The organism is Leminorella grimontii ATCC 33999 = DSM 5078 (assembly GCF_000439085.1).
GTDB classification, from domain to species: Bacteria; Pseudomonadota; Gammaproteobacteria; order Enterobacterales; family Enterobacteriaceae; genus Leminorella; species Leminorella grimontii.
On the sequence record NZ_AUUA01000020.1, the window covers coordinates 1 to 17,680 of the forward strand.

At 55.9% G+C, this 17,680-nt stretch carries 13 protein-coding genes, 1 tRNA gene, 3 rRNA genes and 1 pseudogene; 5 read left to right on the plus strand and 13 right to left on the minus strand.

Going from position 1 to position 17,680, the window contains the following annotated elements:
- From G544_RS0116335 to G544_RS20835, 5 genes and pseudogenes are all read left to right on the plus strand, one after another.
- A 23S ribosomal RNA gene (locus G544_RS0116335) occupies positions 1–101 on the plus strand; the annotation flags it as partial.
- 194 nt (positions 102–295) lie between these two features.
- Positions 296–411: ribosomal RNA gene (rrf, locus tag G544_RS0116340) — 5S ribosomal RNA — on the plus strand.
- A gap of 186 nt (positions 412–597) precedes the next feature.
- Positions 598–673 (plus strand) — tRNA-Thr (locus G544_RS0116345).
- 30 nt (positions 674–703) lie between these two features.
- Positions 704–819 (plus strand): 5S ribosomal RNA (gene rrf / locus G544_RS0116350).
- 723 nt (positions 820–1,542) lie between these two features.
- A pseudogene (locus G544_RS20835) lies at positions 1,543–3,111 on the plus strand (sigma 54-interacting transcriptional regulator); the annotation flags it as partial.
- Positions 3,112–3,168: 57 nt separating this feature from the next.
- On the opposite strand, the gene fdhF reads toward G544_RS20835, so the two are convergent.
- From fdhF to G544_RS0116425, 13 genes are all read right to left on the minus strand, one after another.
- A complete protein-coding gene (gene fdhF / locus G544_RS0116360; RefSeq protein ID WP_081650817.1) occupies positions 3,169–5,313 on the minus strand; it encodes a formate dehydrogenase subunit alpha in 2,145 nt (714 codons plus the stop codon).
- 67 nt (positions 5,314–5,380) lie between these two features.
- On the minus strand, positions 5,381–5,926 hold the full coding sequence (locus tag G544_RS0116370) for a 4Fe-4S dicluster domain-containing protein (RefSeq protein WP_027275596.1): 546 nt from the start codon (positions 5,924–5,926) through the stop codon (positions 5,381–5,383).
- A gap of 368 nt (positions 5,927–6,294) precedes the next feature.
- Positions 6,295–6,765, minus strand: coding sequence for a hydrogenase maturation peptidase HycI (hycI, locus tag G544_RS0116375; protein WP_027275597.1), 471 nt, complete (start codon positions 6,763–6,765; stop codon positions 6,295–6,297).
- Positions 6,762–7,175, minus strand: a complete 414-nt coding sequence (locus tag G544_RS0116380; protein ID WP_036024370.1) for a formate hydrogenlyase maturation HycH family protein — start codon at positions 7,173–7,175, stop codon at positions 6,762–6,764. Before G544_RS0116380 ends, hycI begins: the two co-directional genes overlap by 4 nt.
- Before the next feature lie 4 nt (positions 7,176–7,179).
- The gene (locus G544_RS0116385) at positions 7,180–7,962 is read right to left on the minus strand and encodes an NADH-quinone oxidoreductase subunit B family protein (RefSeq protein WP_027275599.1); all 783 of its coding nucleotides are present in this window, start codon (positions 7,960–7,962) and stop codon (positions 7,180–7,182) included.
- Positions 7,959–8,513, minus strand: a complete 555-nt coding sequence (gene hyfH, locus G544_RS0116390) for a hydrogenase 4 subunit H (protein WP_027275600.1) — start codon at positions 8,511–8,513, stop codon at positions 7,959–7,961. Before hyfH ends, G544_RS0116385 begins: the two co-directional genes overlap by 4 nt.
- Positions 8,514–8,527: 14 nt before the next feature.
- Complete coding sequence (locus G544_RS0116395; protein WP_027275601.1) at positions 8,528–10,240, minus strand: hydrogenase large subunit; 1,713 nt, start codon at positions 10,238–10,240, stop codon at positions 8,528–8,530.
- Positions 10,241–10,265: 25 nt separating this feature from the next.
- Positions 10,266–11,828 (minus strand): hydrogenase 4 subunit F, encoded by a 1,563-nt coding sequence (locus G544_RS20840; protein ID WP_081650818.1) that lies wholly within the window; start codon positions 11,826–11,828, stop codon positions 10,266–10,268.
- Positions 11,829–11,834: 6 nt separating this feature from the next.
- Positions 11,835–12,485: a hydrogenase 4 membrane subunit gene (gene hyfE / locus G544_RS0116405; RefSeq protein WP_027275602.1), complete on the minus strand. Its 651-nt coding sequence runs from the start codon at positions 12,483–12,485 to the stop codon at positions 11,835–11,837.
- Positions 12,486–12,496: 11 nt separating this feature from the next.
- Positions 12,497–13,936: a hydrogenase 4 subunit D gene (locus G544_RS0116410; RefSeq protein WP_027275603.1), complete on the minus strand. Its 1,440-nt coding sequence runs from the start codon at positions 13,934–13,936 to the stop codon at positions 12,497–12,499.
- 17 nt (positions 13,937–13,953) lie between these two features.
- Complete coding sequence (locus G544_RS0116415; protein WP_036024372.1) at positions 13,954–14,922, minus strand: respiratory chain complex I subunit 1 family protein; 969 nt, start codon at positions 14,920–14,922, stop codon at positions 13,954–13,956.
- 10 nt (positions 14,923–14,932) lie between these two features.
- Positions 14,933–16,951, minus strand: a complete 2,019-nt coding sequence (gene hyfB / locus G544_RS0116420; protein ID WP_027275605.1) for a hydrogenase 4 subunit B — start codon at positions 16,949–16,951, stop codon at positions 14,933–14,935.
- Positions 16,951–17,586, minus strand: coding sequence for a 4Fe-4S dicluster domain-containing protein (locus tag G544_RS0116425; RefSeq protein ID WP_027275606.1), 636 nt, complete (start codon positions 17,584–17,586; stop codon positions 16,951–16,953). The genes hyfB and G544_RS0116425 overlap by 1 nt, the downstream gene beginning before the upstream one ends.
- Positions 17,587–17,680 lie beyond the last annotated feature (94 nt).

The window sequence follows — 17,680 nt, forward strand, 5'->3', positions numbered from 1 at the left end:
CCCTAAAGGAACGTTAAAGACGATGACGTAGATAGGCTGGGTGTGTAAGTGCAGCGATGTATTGAGCTAACCAGTACTAATGAACCGTGAGGCTTAACCTTACAACGCCGAAGGCGTTTTAGAGACGAAGAATTATTCAGTTTGTTCTGCGGATTAAAGTCCGAAGGATTTCGCGGTGAGGCAAGGCGGCAAACGAGGGCGGCACGGGAACATACATAGGTATGTGACTGTGACGACGGAGAGCGGCCAACGCAGCATCAGCGTGAAAGACACAGGACAGAGCACAAAGAATATGCCTGGCGGCGACAGCGCGGTGGTCCCACCTGACCCCATGCCGAACTCAGAAGTGAAACGCCGTAGCGCCGATGGTAGTGTGGGGCTTCCCCATGCGAGAGTAGGGAACTGCCAGGCTCTTAATTTAAAGAAGTACGCAGATGTTCGGGCAGTTCGCTACTCGATAGAGAGTAGGACAAAAGGCAAGGCCTTTTGAACGTTGCGAAGCAACGGCCCGAAGGGTGAACCTCGAAGAGGTTTATAAACTGCCAGGCTTTTAATTAGAAGTGAGCGTATACATACGAGCACTGTAGGAAATTCGGCGCTGATATGGCTCAGTTGGTAGAGCGCACCCTTGGTAAGGGTGAGGTCCCCAGTTCGACTCTGGGTATCAGCACCACTTGAATTACGTTAGACGTAGAAAGTTTTGTCTGGCGGCGATAGCGCGGTGGTCCCACCTGACCCCATGCCGAACTCAGAAGTGAAACGCCGTAGCGCCGATGGTAGTGTGGGGCTTCCCCATGCGAGAGTAGGGAACTGCCAGACTTTTAATTAGAAAAGGCCATTCGAGAGAGTGGCCTTTTTGCTTTTGTTAACGGCGGTTCGCTACTTGATGGACACAAACCTGCCGGGAGCAAGTTTGAATGTCCGGAGAACGGCCTCGATGAGACTAGCTATAGACAAAAAGGCTTCGCCTTTTGAACGTTACAAAGCAACGGCTCGAAGGATAGGCCTTGAAGAGGTTCATAAGCAGCCAGACTTTTAATTAAAAGAGGCCACTCGAGAGAGTGGCCTCTTTGCATTTCAGTATATGAACTTGATATTGCCGGTTAGCCGAAACCGAGAGTCATTTTCTAAAGTAGAAGTTATATAATTTTAGTTATTAAAATTAATTAACATATTTCCTATTAATATATTTTTACTGCTTTTAAACATCATTTTGAATGGTTGTCTCTAACGCGTTGTTGCTTGCTATTACTCTTTTTTACTAAATTTGATCTGCGTTCACTTTTATCCATTCAATATTGGAAAGTCATACAAACGCAAGGGTTAATATCGTACACTAAATAAGTACTACGCATGCCCTGACTGAGCATTCCCGCTTCTCGCAGCGATAGAGAACCCGCAATAGACCAATAGACGATAATAAATCTCAGCGCTGATTGGGCACTATGTTTCTGACTTTATGGCGATTGAGTTATGGCATTATTACGGCTTGAGCAATCGATTTATTCTGACGGCGAAAATTCACTCCGGCAAGAGCTGGAGAACTTTCGTATTCTGGTCGACGTCACCAATACCGTGCTGGCTAAACGAGAATTAAGCGAGCTGGCCGCCGAGCTTTCTGACGAAATTCATCATTTTTTCAATATCAGCTATATAAGTCTCGATCTCCCCGACGCGCATTTAGCGCGATTAAGCCGCTTTAGCGCAGAGTTTAAGAACAAAGAAAAAGTTCTTCATCGACACGACTACTGCTCTCTTGCAAGCCCAGTGCTCAAGTCGCTCCTTAATCAAACGCAGCCCCGCCTTTTGTACAGCAGCACGTTTAAAACCGCCAGCGCACAGGATGAGTATATTGCCGCGCTCTCTCAAACCACTCTTCCTTCATTTTGCCTGTTGCCTCTGGTTTTCAATGAAAGAACGCTGGGAGTATTGTGCTTAGGCAGCATAGATGACAGCGTATTCTCAGACCAAAACCTTGCACTGCTTAGCCACATTGCTGCTCGTATATCGATAGCGTTGGATAATGCGCTGGCCTACGAAGAAATTTCTCGTTTGAAAGACAATCTGCTTCATGAAAACCAGTATCTGTCGGAAGAGATCCGCAACTTTGAATCGTTCGACGAAATTATTGGGCAAAGCGAGGCGATGTCTGCGGTATTGGATCAGGTAGCGATGGTGGCTGACAGCGACTGCACCGTGCTGATATTAGGAGAAACGGGAACCGGAAAAGAGCTTATCGCTCGTGCGATCCATAAGCTAAGCCAGCGCAGCTCGCGAGCGATGGTAAAGGTAAACTGTGCTGCGATTCCATCTGGGCTTTTGGAAAGCGATCTGTTTGGTCATGAAAAGGGCGCGTTCACCGGCGCTACTGCCCAGCGCGTAGGTCGTTTTGAACAGGCCGATCGCAGCACGCTGTTTTTAGATGAGGTAGGTGATATTCCGCTGGATTTACAACCCAAGCTTTTGCGCGTGCTGCAGGAAAGAGAGATTGAACGCTTGGGGGGAAGCCGGGTTATTCCCGTCGACGTGCGGCTGATTGCGGCAACAAATTGCAATCTCCACCAGATGGTGATTGATAAAGCCTACCGCAGCGATCTTTATTATCGTCTGAACGTATTTCCCATCGTTATTCCTCCGCTACGCGAGCGCCCAGAGGACATTCCGTCGCTGGTGAAGTTCTTTACCAAGAGCATTGCCAAACGAATGAACCGCCATATTGAAAGCGTGCCGGCGGAAACTATTGAACTTTTGGCAAAGCTACCGTGGCCAGGCAACGTACGGGAGTTACAGAACGTTATCGAACGCGCGGTGATTTTAACCAAAGGCTCTGTGTTAAACCTTCGGCCTCAGGAGTTGCAGTATCATTTAGCGCCGATGAACGGCAGGCCAGCTTTAGAGCCTGCCAAACAAAAGCCGCAGCCTAAGCCCGTCCGTTTGGCCGATGACAGCGAAACCGAGAGGCAGGAAATCATTCGCGTGCTGAAAGAGACTAACGGGATAGTTGCCGGTCCTAAAGGCGCGGCGGAGAAGCTGGGGCTTAAGCGCACGACCCTACTGTCGCGCATGCAGCGCTTAGGGATCTCGGTAAAGGATATTTTAGAAAGCGATTAACGAGTATAAAAATGAAAGGGGCCGATTTGGCCCCTTTTCTTATGGAATACCGATGCGTCAGGCTTCGGCTGCTTGGCGCAGTCGTCCCTTCAGCGTCGTGTACTCTTTTTGAACGTAGCTTTCCGCCCAGTTTTGATCGGAAATGGCTTCAACCTTCACCGCACAATGCTTAAACTCCGGCGTTCTGGATATCGGATCCAGCTCGTCCAACGTTAGCCTGTTGCAAGCACCAATCCACCACTGGTAAGTCATGTAAACCGCACCTTGGTTAGTGCGATCGCTGACTGCCGCACGGCTAATGACTTTCCCTCGGCGGGATGAGATCCAGACCAGCTCCTGATCCTTAACGCCAAGCTTGGCCGCATCCTGCGTATTCATCTGAACGTAGCCCGGCTCGTCGGCCAGGGTCTGCAGCGCCGCGCAGTTGCCCGTCATTGAACGACAGGAGTAGTGGCCTACTTCGCGCACCGTCGCCAACGCCAGCGGATATTCTTCATCCGTTGGCTCCATCGGCGGACGCCATTCGCAGGCGTACAGCGCACCCTTGCCGTTAGGTCGGTTGAACTTGCTGCCGGCGAACAGATACTGAGTGCCGGGGTGGTCAAGGGTTGGGCATGGCCACTGCACGTAGCCGAGGCCTTCCATTTTCTCATAGGTGGCGCCGTAGTAGATCGGGCACAGCTCGCGAAGTTCATCCCAGATCTCTTTGGTGTTGTTGTACTTCATTGGATAGCCGATCGCACTCGACATAAGACAGATGATTTCCCAGTCGGTTTTTACGTCGCCTTTCGGCTCAACGGCCTTATAGAAACGTTGGAATCCGCGGTCTGCACTGGTGTAAACCCCTTCATGTTCGCCCCAGGACGTAGCTGGGAAGATAACGTCCGCCATTTCGGCGGTTTGCGTCATGAAGATGTCCTGTACGATGACTAAGTCCAGCGCCTCAAAGCCCTGACGGACGACGGACAGATCGGGCTCCGTCTGCAAAGGGTCTTCCCCCATCACGTAGAACGCTTTCACTTTACCGGTGATGGCGTTATGGGGAAGCTCGCTGAGAGGATACCCTTTCTTCTCTGGAATCGACTCAACGCCCCAAGCCTTGGCGAATTTCTCTCTGGCGGCCGGATCGTTAACGTACTGATAGCCGGGCAGCGTGTCGATAAGCGCCCCCATGTCGCAGGCGCCCTGAACGTTGTTCTGGCCCCGAACGGGAGCGACGCCGACGTTTGGCCGCCCCAGGTTGCCGGTCAGCAGCGCCAGGCTGGTCAGGCAGCGAACGGTATCGACGCCTTGGCCCCACTGGGTTACGCCCATCCCCCACAGGATGGTGGCGGAAGGCGCAGCGGCGTACATGCGGATCGTTTCGCGGATCTGCTTAGCCGACAGGCCGGTAATCTCTTCAACGTACTCCGGCGTGTATTTCTCAACCGCCTTGCAGTACTCCTCAAAGCCTTCGGTATGGTTAGCGACGAACTCTTTGTTGTACAGCCCTTCGTTAATCAGTACGTTGGCAAAAGCGTTGAGCAGCGCCACGTTGCTGCCATTTTTTAGCGGCAGCCAAAGGTCGGCGATGCGCGCGGTCTCAATATAGCGCGGATCGCAGACGATAACTTTAGCCCCTTTCGCCTTCGCCTTCAGAATGCGGCGAGCTACGATAGGGTGTGAATCCGCGGCGTTGTAGCCGAAGATAAACAGACAATCGGTATCTTCCATCTCGGGGATGGAGTTACTCATTGCGCCGTTGCCGACCGAGCGGTGCAGACCTGCAACCGAAGGGCCGTGTCAGACGCGAGCGCAGCAGTCTACGTTATTCGTACCAATAGCGGCGCGAGCAAACTTCTGCATAATGTAGTTCACTTCGTTGCCTGGGCCGCGAGATGAACCTGAAGTCATCACGGCGTCAGGGCCGTGTTCTTCGATGATTTTTTTCATACGGGAACTGGCGAACTCTATCGCTTCGTCCCACGAAACGGCTTCCAGCTCACCGCCGCGCTGGCGGCGGATCATCGGTTTTGTCAGGCGAGGGGTCAGGATCTTGGTGTCGTTAAGGAAGTCCCAGCCGTAGTAGCCCTTCAAACAGAGCTCTCCCTGATTGGTGACCCCGTTTGCGCCTTCAGCGCCAACGACTTTCCCGCCCTCAACCAACAGGTTGATTTTGCAGCCCGACGCGCAGTACGGGCAGACGGTAATGACTTTTTTCATGCTCACATTGCTCCTCAAGTCCATGGATCTACCCATTCACCAGAAACGGATAGTCAAGAACGGATAGCTAAAAATGAATTTCTCCCGCCTCTTCCAGTGCGGCTCGTTCTTGCTTCTGCCGCATTAAGGCGTCTAATGATTCAGGCGTTACCAGACGCAGCGCGTTGGTTGGGCACACTTTTATGCAGGTGGGGCTTTCCGCTACGCCTTCGCACAGATCGCATTTGAGCGCCTGCGCCTTAAGGCGAGAACCGACAATAGCGCCGTCGCTCGGTACGGTGACCTGGCTGGTTACAATACTCATTGCTCCATAAGGGCAGGCAATCGCGCAGGTTTTACAGCCGATGCACTTTTCCTGGATCACCTGAATGCTGCTATTGCTTCTTACAATGGCGCCGTTAGGACAAACTTCCGCACAGGGCGCGTCTTCACAGTGGCGGCAAAGAATAGCCGTGCTGACCGTGCTGCCTCTGATTACCCGAATGCGGGGAGAAAAGCTTTTGGCCGACAGGTTTGCCACATCGTTACCCGCACTGTGGACGACGGCACAGGCGACTTCGCAAGTGCGGCATCCAATACAGTTCTTGGGATCGGCGATAACGAACCGGTTCATAAATACATCTCCATTACTCACGTATCGACCGCCGCGCGGTCAGAGGAAGACTGTGTTCAAAGGCTGGCCTTCCAAAAGGCTTATCTCATGCTACTGCCCTAAAAGAGATAAGCAGGGTTTATGCCAGCTTTTTGTTTTTATAATTCACTGATTTTATTTGCTTTGCCGTAGTTTCTCTGTGAACCAGATGGCGTGTCGACATCGGCTCGTCAAATATGTCGATGCCGCTGTCTCATATTTGGGGGCAACTTCCCAACGTGCAGTGATACACCAGATAGATTCCCTCCATGTTGACGTGCCGCAATATTCACTGAAATTCAGCAAAGTTGTTTATTTGATGAGTATCAATTTGTGAATATGCTCAAGCCCTACAGCCACTCAAACTCCGGCTCACCCCGCCAACGAGTCAGGCTTTGGTAAACGGCGTCCACGGCTTCAGAGACGACGGGCGTCATGGGAAAGGCGAACGCCACCACGTCGGGCTGAATACCGATAAAAAAGACCTCGGGGATGTCCTCTTTTAGCTGGTCTATCAGAAAGTTCAGCGGCAGGTTATGAGTTGTCATGATAAACATGTCGGCGATGCTTTCTGCGTCTATCAGGCGAATCTCTCCCGGCTCCAGCCCCATATCGGCTGCATCTACAATCACAAGCGTGTTTGGCCTAAGCGCTTTGACCCTGTGTGATTCATTTTCAGGCGCGCTGCCGCCGTCGATGGCTTCCCAGCCTGCGATCGACGAGTTCATCATCATCTCATAAAGCTTCGGCCCGGCACCGTCGTCCCCCATCATGGCGTTGCCCACGGTAAGCACAACGCGGGAAGCGGTTGAAACCGTCATGCGTCGCGCCTTCTGACAATCAGATAAATCGCCGGCTCTTTGTCGATAGCGTGTAGCGCTTTCATCAGCGTTTGCGTCCATTCTGACTGAATCTTCGTCAGGCGCTCGCCTATTGCAGACCAGGCCTGCGCTAAAAGTTGGACGTGGCTGCTGTCGATAGTAATCTCGCCAAACCTCAGCAGGCCTTCCATTTTTCTGCGCGCTTCGCCGCCTTCTGGCAGCTGGGCTACCCAGTCTCGGTAGTCTTCGGTCGGAACGTGCATCAAAGTTTTTAAGCAGTCAATGACGCCGACGTGGTGGCCGATAGCCAAGGAATAGTACATGACCTGCTGACTCTGCTCCGGCACGTCGTCGTCGCTGTCGAGAAATTTCTGGTTTAGGGTGTAGAACACCACGTTATCGGTCGACATTGTTCTACTCTCCTTTCAGGCGCGGCGCGCAAATAGCATGCAAGCGGCCGACAATCTCCCGCAGGCGCGGGTCGTCATGTTTGTCGAGATAGGCAGCGATACGTTCATCAACGGAGTGCGGAACGTTTTGCGTCAGTAGCCGCATAAACTCGTCGGCAATGTCGCCGCCCTGACGGTAGCCTGCCATTCTGCGAGCTTCCCGCTCAAGTTCGACGCGTACGGAGGTCGGCAGCGTTGGGAAACGTAGCGCAGGATGTTCGCCTGCCGTTTGCACATGGTTAGGCATTTTTAGCTTTTGATCTAACAGCCCCAGCGCCATGGCGAAGCCGTAAATCGTAGCCGCTGGCGTCGGCGGGCAGCCGGGAATGTAAACGTCAATCGGCACAATTTGGTCGCTTCCGCCCCAGACGCAGTACAGATCGTGAAAGATGCCGCCTCCGCAGCCGCAGGCACCGTAAGAAATGCAGATTTTGGGATCGGGAGCCGATTCATAGGCGCGCAGCGCGGGGGCGCGCATGGCGCGCGTTACCGCGCCGGTAAACAATAGGATGTCGGCGTGGCGCGGAGACGACACGACCTTGATGCCGAAACGTTCGGTATCAAACACGGGCGTAATGGTGCCGAAAATCTCGATCTCACAGCCGTTGCAGCCGCCGCAGTCGACCCGATAAACGTAAGCCGAGCGCTGAATGTCTTTAAGCAGCGTCTTTTTAAGCTTAGCGACCTGTTCTTCGACCGACAGCGGCTTGGAAATGCCGTTAACCACCGTTTCGAGTTGACTGCTCATTTTGTCATCTCCTGATTAAGATGCAGGCCCAGCGCGACGCTGTCTGAATGGGCGACGCTCTGCTTGCGTTTGCATTCGGGGCAGGTTTCATGCTGGGAACGACGGCTTTCCGCCTCTTCTTGGCTCATGCCGGCCTGGATAAGCAGCGAAATCGCGTAGTCGATAGACTTTTGCGGCGCGAATGGTTTATGGCAAATGCGGCATGAGGCGACCTGGAATACCGCCTCCTGAAACAGATCCTGTTTGTTGAACACCGCCAGCTCAAACTCTTCCGACAGCCGGATCGCCCTGGTTGGGCACACTTCTTCGCAGCGACCGCAGAAGATACAGCGTCCGAGAAATAGCGACCAGGTGCGTTCGCCGCTTGCGGTATCGGTACTCATGGTCAGCGCGTTGGCGGGGCAGGCCATGGTACAAGCCGCACAGGCAATGCACTGCTCGGCGTTATACTCCGGCTTGCCCCGGAAATCCTGACAGACGTCGTAGGGCTTAAAGGGATACTTAACCGTGGTATCACCGACGTTCAGTATGGTTTTCAGCAGTTTAAACATGATTCACCTCGGCGTTACTTCAGCGGAGAGTTCTTGCGCTCAATGCCATAGCGCTCGATCTCTTTGTAGGCCACGGTCTGCGCCTTACGCTTGCGTACGTCGACCACGGTGACCCGGTCGGTACACGAATAGCAGGGATCGAGGCTGCCGATAATCAGCGGCGCGTCGGACACCGTGTTGCCGCGCAGCATGTAGCGCAGAGGCGGCCAGTTGGCGTAAGTCGCGGCGCGGCAGCGCCAGCGATATAGCTTCTGATTGTCGCCCAGCATGCTCCAGTGGATGTCTTCACCGCGCGGCGCCTCGGTAATGCCCAGCGCAAAGCGGTGGGGCTGATAGCGGAAACCTTCTACCAGCAGCGGGCCATCTGCCAAGTTGTCCAGCGCGTATTCGATGATGGCGATGGACTCGTAAAACTCCTGAATGCGGATCATCACGCGGGAGTTAACGTCGCAGCCGTCCTTAACGTGAACTTCAAAAGGCACGTTGGCGTAGCCAGCGAAGGGGTGTAGCTTACGCACGTCGCGGAAGTAGCCGCTGGCGCGAACCACGGGCCCTACCGGGCTGTAGTCTCTGGCGACCTTACGGTCCAGCACGCCGACGTTGACCGTGCGCTGCTGCATGTTAGGCGTATCCAGCAGGATCTCGACCAGTTGGGTGACTTCCGTGCGCATTTCATGCAACGTTTTAAGCGCTTCTAGCCGCTGGGCTTTCAGGATGTCCCTGCGTACGCCGCCTATCAGGTTTAAGCCATAGGTTTTACGCGCGCCAGTTAGCATTTCCGCCATCTTCATCGCTTTTTCGCGCACGCGGAAAAACTGCATAAAGCCGGTATCAAAACCGACAAAGTGGCAGGAGAGGCCGATGTTCAGCAGATGGCTGTGTAAGCGTTCTACCTCCAGCAAAACGGTGCGGATCATTTGGGCGCGCTCGGGGACGTGAATGCCGAGGGCGTTCTCAACCGAGTTGGCGTAGGCCACGCTGTGGGTAAAGCCGCAGATGCCGCATACGCGATCGGCCAGGAACGTGACCTCATCATAGCCCATGCGGGTTTCCGCCAGCTTTTCCATGCCGCGGTGAACGTAGAACAGGCGATAGTCGGCGTCGACGATGTCTTCACCGTCGACGAACAGGCGAAAATGCCCCGGTTCGTCAGAGGTGATGTGCAGCGGCCCGATGGGGACGACGCGGCTTTCGCCGCCTTCGTTCACAAAGCGATAGGTTTCAGTGTTGGTAGTCGGATCCGGACGCTCGCGGTAGTCCATGGCGTCCTTACGCAGTGGGTGGAGATCGTCCGGCCAGTCGTCCGGCAGTACCAGGCGGCGCTCGTCGGGTAGACCTACCGGGCGCAGGCCGTACATGTCGCGTACCTCGCGTTCGCCCCATACGCAGGCGGGAACGCGGGGCGTAACGGAAGGAAATTCCAGCGTATTGGCATCGACCATGGCTTTGACGGTGACAAAGCTTTTCACCGTGGCCTCCATCGATAGTACATAGTAAACGGCGTAGCTGCCGTTAAGCGGCCGCTCGTCGTTGCCAAACAGCACCGACAGCCAGCCGCCCTGTACGTAGTAAAGCCATTCGACGATCTCCGGCAGCGCGTTGGTTTTTACCGTCAGGGTAACCTGATTGTGCGTTTGCCAGCTCTCTTCCAGCACCGCCGACGGGAACTTCTGCCTTACGCCTTCAACATAGCCATGACCGACTTTAGTTTCACTAAGGGTATTCACGTTTTGTTTCTCCTGTCGTTCATGACTATTGACCGTGGACGACCGCAGCCTGGACGCTCTGCCAGGGCAACGTCAGCGAATCGCCGACCGGTAAACTGCCGTTATCCATCACGATAGCGGCGGCGTTGTGTAAAAGTTGAAGCACCGGCTGCGGAATGTGCAGGCCCATTATCAACATCAGCACCATTAACAGGGCGATGGGCAACAGCGTCATTGCTCCCAGCTCGCCTTTGGCCAACGCTTCAGGGCTTGGCCCCAGTACCGTTGAGGCCACCATTTTCACCAGCCCGGCCAGTACAACGGTTAAAAGCAGCAGGCAAACGACGATAACGGCGACTTTGCCGGCCTGAATGCCGGCGGTCACCAGCATGAACTCGCTAACGAACACGTTGAACGGCGGTATGCCGCCGAGCGCCAGCGCGCCGCCGGCGAACAGCACCGCCGTTACCGGGGCTACGCGCATAATTCCCTTAACCGCGTCCATATCTCGCGTGCCGTACTTCAACAGAACGTTGCCTGAACAGCAGAACAGCAGAGTTTTCGCCAGACTGTGGTTAACGGTGTGCAGCAGCGCGGCCAGCGTACCCAGCGGCCCACCGATGCCGAAGGCAAGGGCGATGAGCCCCATGTTTTCCACGCTGGAGTAGGCTAAAAGCCGCTTGATATCGCGCTGAACGATGATAAACAGCGCGGCGACGGCCACCGACAGCAGGCCGAAAATCAACATCAGCATTTGCGGAAATTCGGAGCCGATGGCCTTGTTGACGATAATGTAGTAGCGGATAACCACCAGCATCGCACAGTTGAGCAGCACGGCCGACAGCATGGCGCTGGTGGGGCTGGGCGCTTCGCTGTGGGCGTCTGGCAGCCAGGCGTGCATCGGAAACAGGCCTGACTTGGTGCCAAAGCCTATCAGCACAAAGGCGAAGGCCAGATGCATCAGCGTCGGATCGAGCAGATTGGCGTTTTGATGCAGGACCGTCCAGAAAATCGCCTGGCTCGGGTCTGCCAATACACCCGCGGCGTTGGCATAAACCAGTACGGTGCCGTAAAGCCCGAAGGCGACGCCGACCGTACAGATGATGATGTATTTCCAGGCCGCCTCCAGTGAAGAGCGTTGCCCATAGAGCCCGACCAGAAACGCCGAGCTTAGCGTGGTAGCCTCAATAGCGACCCACATCATGATGATATTGTTGGCGGTGGCGGCCAGCAGCATGGTGAACAAAAACAGGTGAAAGAAGCCGTAATAGCTACAAAGCGTCGTAACGCTGACCTCTTCATGCTCGACTTCATGCCCCATATAGCCGATGGAGTAAAGCCCGGCCAGCAGCCCAATCACGCCGATGATAGCGCTAAACAGCGCGCCGAGGCTGTCGATATAGATCCACTGGTGCAGCGCCAGCAGCGCTCCAGACTGAAGCACGCCGCAAACCGTCAACAGAGAAAATCCGCAGGTAGCAATAATGCCGATGGAGTGCAGCACGGTGACGGCTTGGCGGGCGTTACCAAGCCAGCGACAGGCGAAGCACAGCAGTGAAATCAGCAGCGGCGTTGAGAGCAGAGCGTAAGTCCATAGCGTATTCGTCATTTTCCGTTACCCCTTCAATGCCGTCAGTTGCCGAACGTCCAGGGTTTTCAGCGTGTGGTAAATCCTGCGCGCCATGAAGGACATGATGATAACGGCGAAAATGGCGTCGGTCGCAATGCCGACTTCCACCAGTTCCGGCGCCTTATAGGCCATTAGCGCCAACGTCAGGTGCGCGCCGTTTTCCATCAGGCAATAGCCGAAAATCTGCTTGAGGATGTTGCGTTGGCTGACGATGCACAAAAGCCCAAGGAAGAAGTGGCTTAAAGATACGCTGAGCGCAGGCTTGAGCGCTTCTACCATCGGCAGGCGAACGGCGTCGACCACCAGATAGCTCAGCACGATAATCACGGCGGCAATAAGGATGAGCAGGCCAAGCCCGATAACCGGCGTATCTGCCTGTGGGTCCTGCAGCTTGCCCAGCGCCTTATACATAATCCACGGCACCAGCAGTACTTTGGTGATAAACGCGGTGCCCGACCACCAGTACAGCTCTTCGGCCTTCATGGTGCAGGCCAGCGCGATAAAGGTCAGCACCAGGACAAGCGACTGCAGCGCATAAAATAGCGCAGCGTTTTTCGGACGTTTGGCGCCGATAACGAGCAGTGAGCTGACGATCAGCAGTCCTGCCAGGTTGTTTACTATAAGCGTTCCGGTCATCATCAACTCCGTTATCCTAGCCACCAGGCTGCGATGAAGCTCGAGCACAGGGACATCACAATCAACACGAGAAGCACTCCCTGCATGGCAGGGGGAACCGGGGAGGCGTTAGCCACCTCCTCTGAAGGTTCTCCCGGCACGGTTTTGCCGAACCAGTAGAGGAACCAGCCGAAGCTGGCCACGGATTCCACCAGCGCCAAAATCATGATCGGCATAATCCACACGTGAGCGTTAGAAAGCTCAAAGCCGGCGGCAAACAGCGGGAACTTGCTGAAGAATCCGTTAAACGGCGGAATGCCGGTAATCGCCATTGCCGCCACGCAAAAACCTACGCCCAAAAGCGGCATGCGGCGCATAATGCCGCGAAGCCTGGGCAGCATGCGGGTACCGCAGCTGTAGCTGAGCGCACCGGCGACCAGGAAGAACAGGCTCTTGGCGAACGCGTGGTTGAAGATGTAGGCGATACCGCCGTCAAAGGCCATTTGAGAGCCAAAGGCGGACAGCGACAGCGCTATAAAAATGTAAGAGAGCTGCGTAATGGTGGAGTAGGCCAGCAGCCGCTTTAAGTCAGTCTGCGGCAGATACATGATAAAGCCGTAGAGGAGCGTGAGTATCGCCATCACTATGCCGACGATGCCGATAATTTCCGGAATGTTTCCGGCTGACATCAGGCCGCGAGCGAAGATATAGACGCCGACCTTCACCATTGATGCCGCGTGTAAGTAAGCGCTCACAGGAGTAGGCGCTTCCATGGCGTCCGGCAGCCAGACGTGCAGCGGCAGCTGGGCGGACTTGCCCCAGGCGGCGAACATGATGCCAAACAGCACCAGCGTCTTGGCGTCACCGTTGAGGTTAGCCAGCGCCGACAGTGAGAAGGTGCCCGTTTCGGCGAACAGATAGGCTGCGGCCAGATAAAGCCCGACGGCGGCGACGTGAGTGATAAGCAACGCCTTCAGGGCGGAGCGCAGCGGCTTTGGCTTTTGGTAATAACCGATCAACGCCCAGGAGCAGCCGCCGGTGATTTCAAAAAACAGCAGCTGGCCGACCAGCGTAGAAGAAAGCACCAGCCCGGCCATTGCTCCGATGAATACCAGCAGCAGCGCGTAGTAGCGAGGGAGCCCTTCGTGGGGATGCTCTTTGTTACCCTTGGTTAAGTAGGCTGCGGAGTAAACGCTTACTAAAAAACCAAGGAATACGACGGCGAAGGTGATAAGCGTGCTGATGCGGTCCACCACCAGCCCAAACAGTTCGGCTTGGCCTATGCTAACGAGCGGATAGGCGGCGTCGATTCTGCCTCCGTTCAGCCAACTGAGCGCCAGCGCGAGCGAGAGAAGCGTAGCGGCGGCTGAGAATACGCCGCAGAGCGTCCGAGCCCGCATTGCGGGCGCGAGCCCCACAATAACGGCCCCGACAAAGGGAACCAGAACGGTTGCTAGAGCGATATTTTCCATCATCGGTGTTCAGCTCCTTACAGACCGGTGAGATAAAACACGAATGCCAGCGCGCTTACGCCGAAACCGACCCAGGTGCCGCGAGAAGTCAGCAGGAAGCGCCCTCGCGCCAGGCTGTTTTCAAACAGCGACGCTATAACAAAGACCACCAGCAGCTTGACGAGAAACAGCGCCGTAGCCGCAATCAGCGAGCCTGCGCCGAGCGTCTCGCTGCCGCCAAAGGGCAACAGCACGCTGACGAACATTGATGCAATCACCACCTGCTTAAGCGCCAGTCCCAGCTTGACCATCGCCAGCGCAGGGCCGGAGTATTCGGTCAATGGGCCTTCCTGAAGCTCCTGTTCCGCTTCCGCCACGTCGAATGGGATTTTTCCCATCTCGATAAAGACGGCGAAGGCGCAGGCGCCGATGGCCAACAGCGTAGCGCTTGGCGACTGCAGCGGGTCGGTTGCTAAGGAAGTGCTGATACTGCCGAGGTTGGTTGAGCCGACGATAAGCGCCAGTACCAACAGCGAAAGTACCAAAATCGGCTCAACCAGTACGCCTAACGTCACTTCGCGACTGGCGCCGATGCCGGCGAAAATGCTGCCTGAGTCCAGCCCTGCCAGCGCAAAGAAGAAGCGGTAAAGGGCAAACAGGTAGATAACCGTAATCAGATCGCCGCCAGCGCCGAACGGCGAAGCTAGCGTAATCAGCGGCAGCGCCATGGCGACTACCAGCATTGAGCTGATGAGTACGAAGGGCATCAGGCGGGAAATGAAGCCGGACGACTCGGGCGCAACGTTCTGACGCTTAAGCAGTTTTGCAAGGTCTCGATACTCCTGAAGCACGCCTGGCCCCCGGCGCGACTGCATTCTGGCCTTAATGACGCGGGAGATGCCGGACAGCAGCGGCGCCAGCGCCAACAGCGCCAGAGCCTGAATGAAAGCCAGCGGCAGCAGCGACAGCGAAGAGAGAACGTCAACGGAGGAGTGAAGAGTAGTCATGTTCGTCTCCTTATAGCGCTATTGCCAGCATTAACGCGGTGAGGGCTACCACCACGTACAGGCAGTAAAGGCGGAAGTCGCCGTGTTGAAGCCACTGAATGCGCTCTCCTAGTCTGACTACGCCGCGTGCGATGGGCAGAATAACCTTCTCTTCCCACCAGGGTTCAGCCTTGGCGGCGCCTTGAACGGTCAGCGCCATCCCTTTCGCCATGGCGGGCGCAGGGTCAAGGATTTTGCGTAGCCGATAGAGCGGCGCAAACATAGTGCGAAGAGGCTGCGTAAAGCCGCCGGCGGAAACCGACATCTGCTCTTCATAGCCGTAGCCGCACGCCCAAGGCTCGCCGCCGTGGCGGTGGCGCAGGCGCTTGCCTTCAAACAGCGCGTAAATAAACAGCGGCAAGAACAGCAGGCCAATCAACAAAATCGCCACCAGCGGCGTAGAGAGCACGGTTTGCGCCCCTTCGCCCGGATAGACCAGCGTTCCGGCCGCAACGTCCATTGACTGCTGCCCGCCGAGCGCGGCAGCAACGTTAGCGATGATGGGGGAAATAAACGGCGCGCCGATGCCCAGCACCAGACAGGCCAGCGCCAGCAGGCCCATAGCTATCACCATTGGCCAGGGAACTTCTTTCGCCTGAGCGGCTTTTGGGCTTCGCGGCGCTCCGGCAAAGCTGATGCCGTAGACCTTAACGAAGCATAGCGCGGCCAGCGCGCCGGTAATGGCCAGCATGACGATAGCAACGGGGCCGGCGATGCGCATAATCAGCGAGCCGTCGTGACTTAGGGTAAACAGCGCCTGATAGGTAAACCACTCGCTGACGAAGCCGTTAAGCGGCGGTAGGGCGGAAATGGACATGGTGCCGATTAAAAACGCCAGAGCGGTGTAGGGCATCAGTTTGGCAAGCCCGCCCATGCGCTCCATGTCTTTGGTGTGTAGACGGTACATCACTGCGCCCGCGCCGAGGAACAGCAGCCCTTTGAACACCGCGTGGTTGAGCAGGTGATAGAGACCGCCGAGCAGGCCGATAACCGCCAACACCGGGTGATGGGTAGCGATGCCGATCATGCCGACGCCGACGCCCATTAAAATAATGCCGACGTTTTCTACCGTGTGGTAGGCCAGAAGCTTTTTGATATCGTGTTCAGCCAGCGCGTAGGTGACGCCCAGCACCGCGGACACCGAACCGAACGCCAGCACGACGACGCCCCACCAGGCCTCTGAAGCGCCAAGAATGTCGACGCCGACTTTGATAATGCCGAAGATGCCGATTTTCACCATCACGCCGGACATCAGCGCCGACGCGTGGGACGGCGCCGCCGGGTGAGCGCGGGGCAGCCAGCCGTGCAGCGGGATCATCCCCGCTTTGGCGCCGAAGCCGAAGAACGCCAGCAGGAACACGGCGGACGCCAGCGGCGCGGAAATGGATGACTGACGGAAAGCGGCGAAGTCCATGCTGCCGCTTTCGGCATAGAGAATGAAAAAGGCGATCATGATGAGCACCGAGCCAGCGTGCGCAATCAGAAAGTAAAGCAGGCCGGCGCTGATGGCCTCATCGTCCTGTTCAGTGATCACCAGGAAGTAAGAGGCGAGCGACATCATCTCGAAGAACACCAGAAAGTAGAAGGCGTTGTCCATCACCACCAGCGCCACCATAGAGGCGACGAACAGGTTCATGAAAAAGCCCATAAACCTCGCCCCCTTACCGACGTATTCCTCAACGTAGGACAGGGAATAAATGGAGGTCACTACCACCAGCAGCGAAATCGCCAGCACCATGAAGGCGGCTAGCCCGTCCAGACGTACGGAGAATCGCGCAAAGGAGAATGGTCCGTCGAGCGCAAGCAGATAAACATCTCCGCTACAGAGTGCAGAAATAGCCGACATGAGTCCGAGTACGCCGCCTATCGCGCAAAGGAGGCCCGACAGTCGAAACGTCAGGCGTTCACAGCGGCCAATCAGCAGCGGCAACACTGCGCCGACGACGTAAGCGGCGAGGGACAAAAAGAGCCATGAAAGCGGTCCAGTCATTATCTTTTCTCCTCGCGGCCCACTGGCGCATCGTTGGTGAAACCGCCGGTCTGGAAAACGTTCATCGCCTCGGCCCGCTTGGCTGCACTGGCGCGCTCCAGCGCACCATCGTCAATGATAAACAGCGATTTTGTTGGGCAAACGCGCACGCATTCGGGGCCGGTCGGCAGGAAGCCGCACAGATCGCACTTAACTGCTACAACGCGCATGCCTGGCCTCCAGGCCAGCATCGGGTTTAGCCTCCCGTTGAGCGGGGCAGTTCTCGCCTCGCGCGCGTGAGCATCGGCTTGAGAAAAGCGTTCATAGCTTACCGGTGCGTAAACGGGGCAGCTTCCGTGCGGCGTGATGGCGCCAAACGGGCAGGCGATGGCGCAAAGCTTGCAGCCGATGCACAGGCTTTCGTTCAGCTCGATAGCGTCTTCGGCGTGCGTAATGGCCTGCACCGGACAAACCTGCGCACAGGGCGCATCTTCGCAGTGGCGGCACAAGATGGGCGCGGTGGCGCCGGCGTCTCGCATCACGGTTAATCGCGGGTGAGACTGCAGGCCTTCGGCCTTATGCACTTCGCTGCAGGCTGCCATACAGGTGTTGCACCCGATGCACTGTTTTGGATCCGCAATAACAAAGCGGTTCATTACCATCCCTCCGATGTCCAGACAATCGTCCGACGGTGTTTAAGGCTGTACCTCTAAACGGTTAACGGTGGTATAGCAGGAATCATGCCAGACT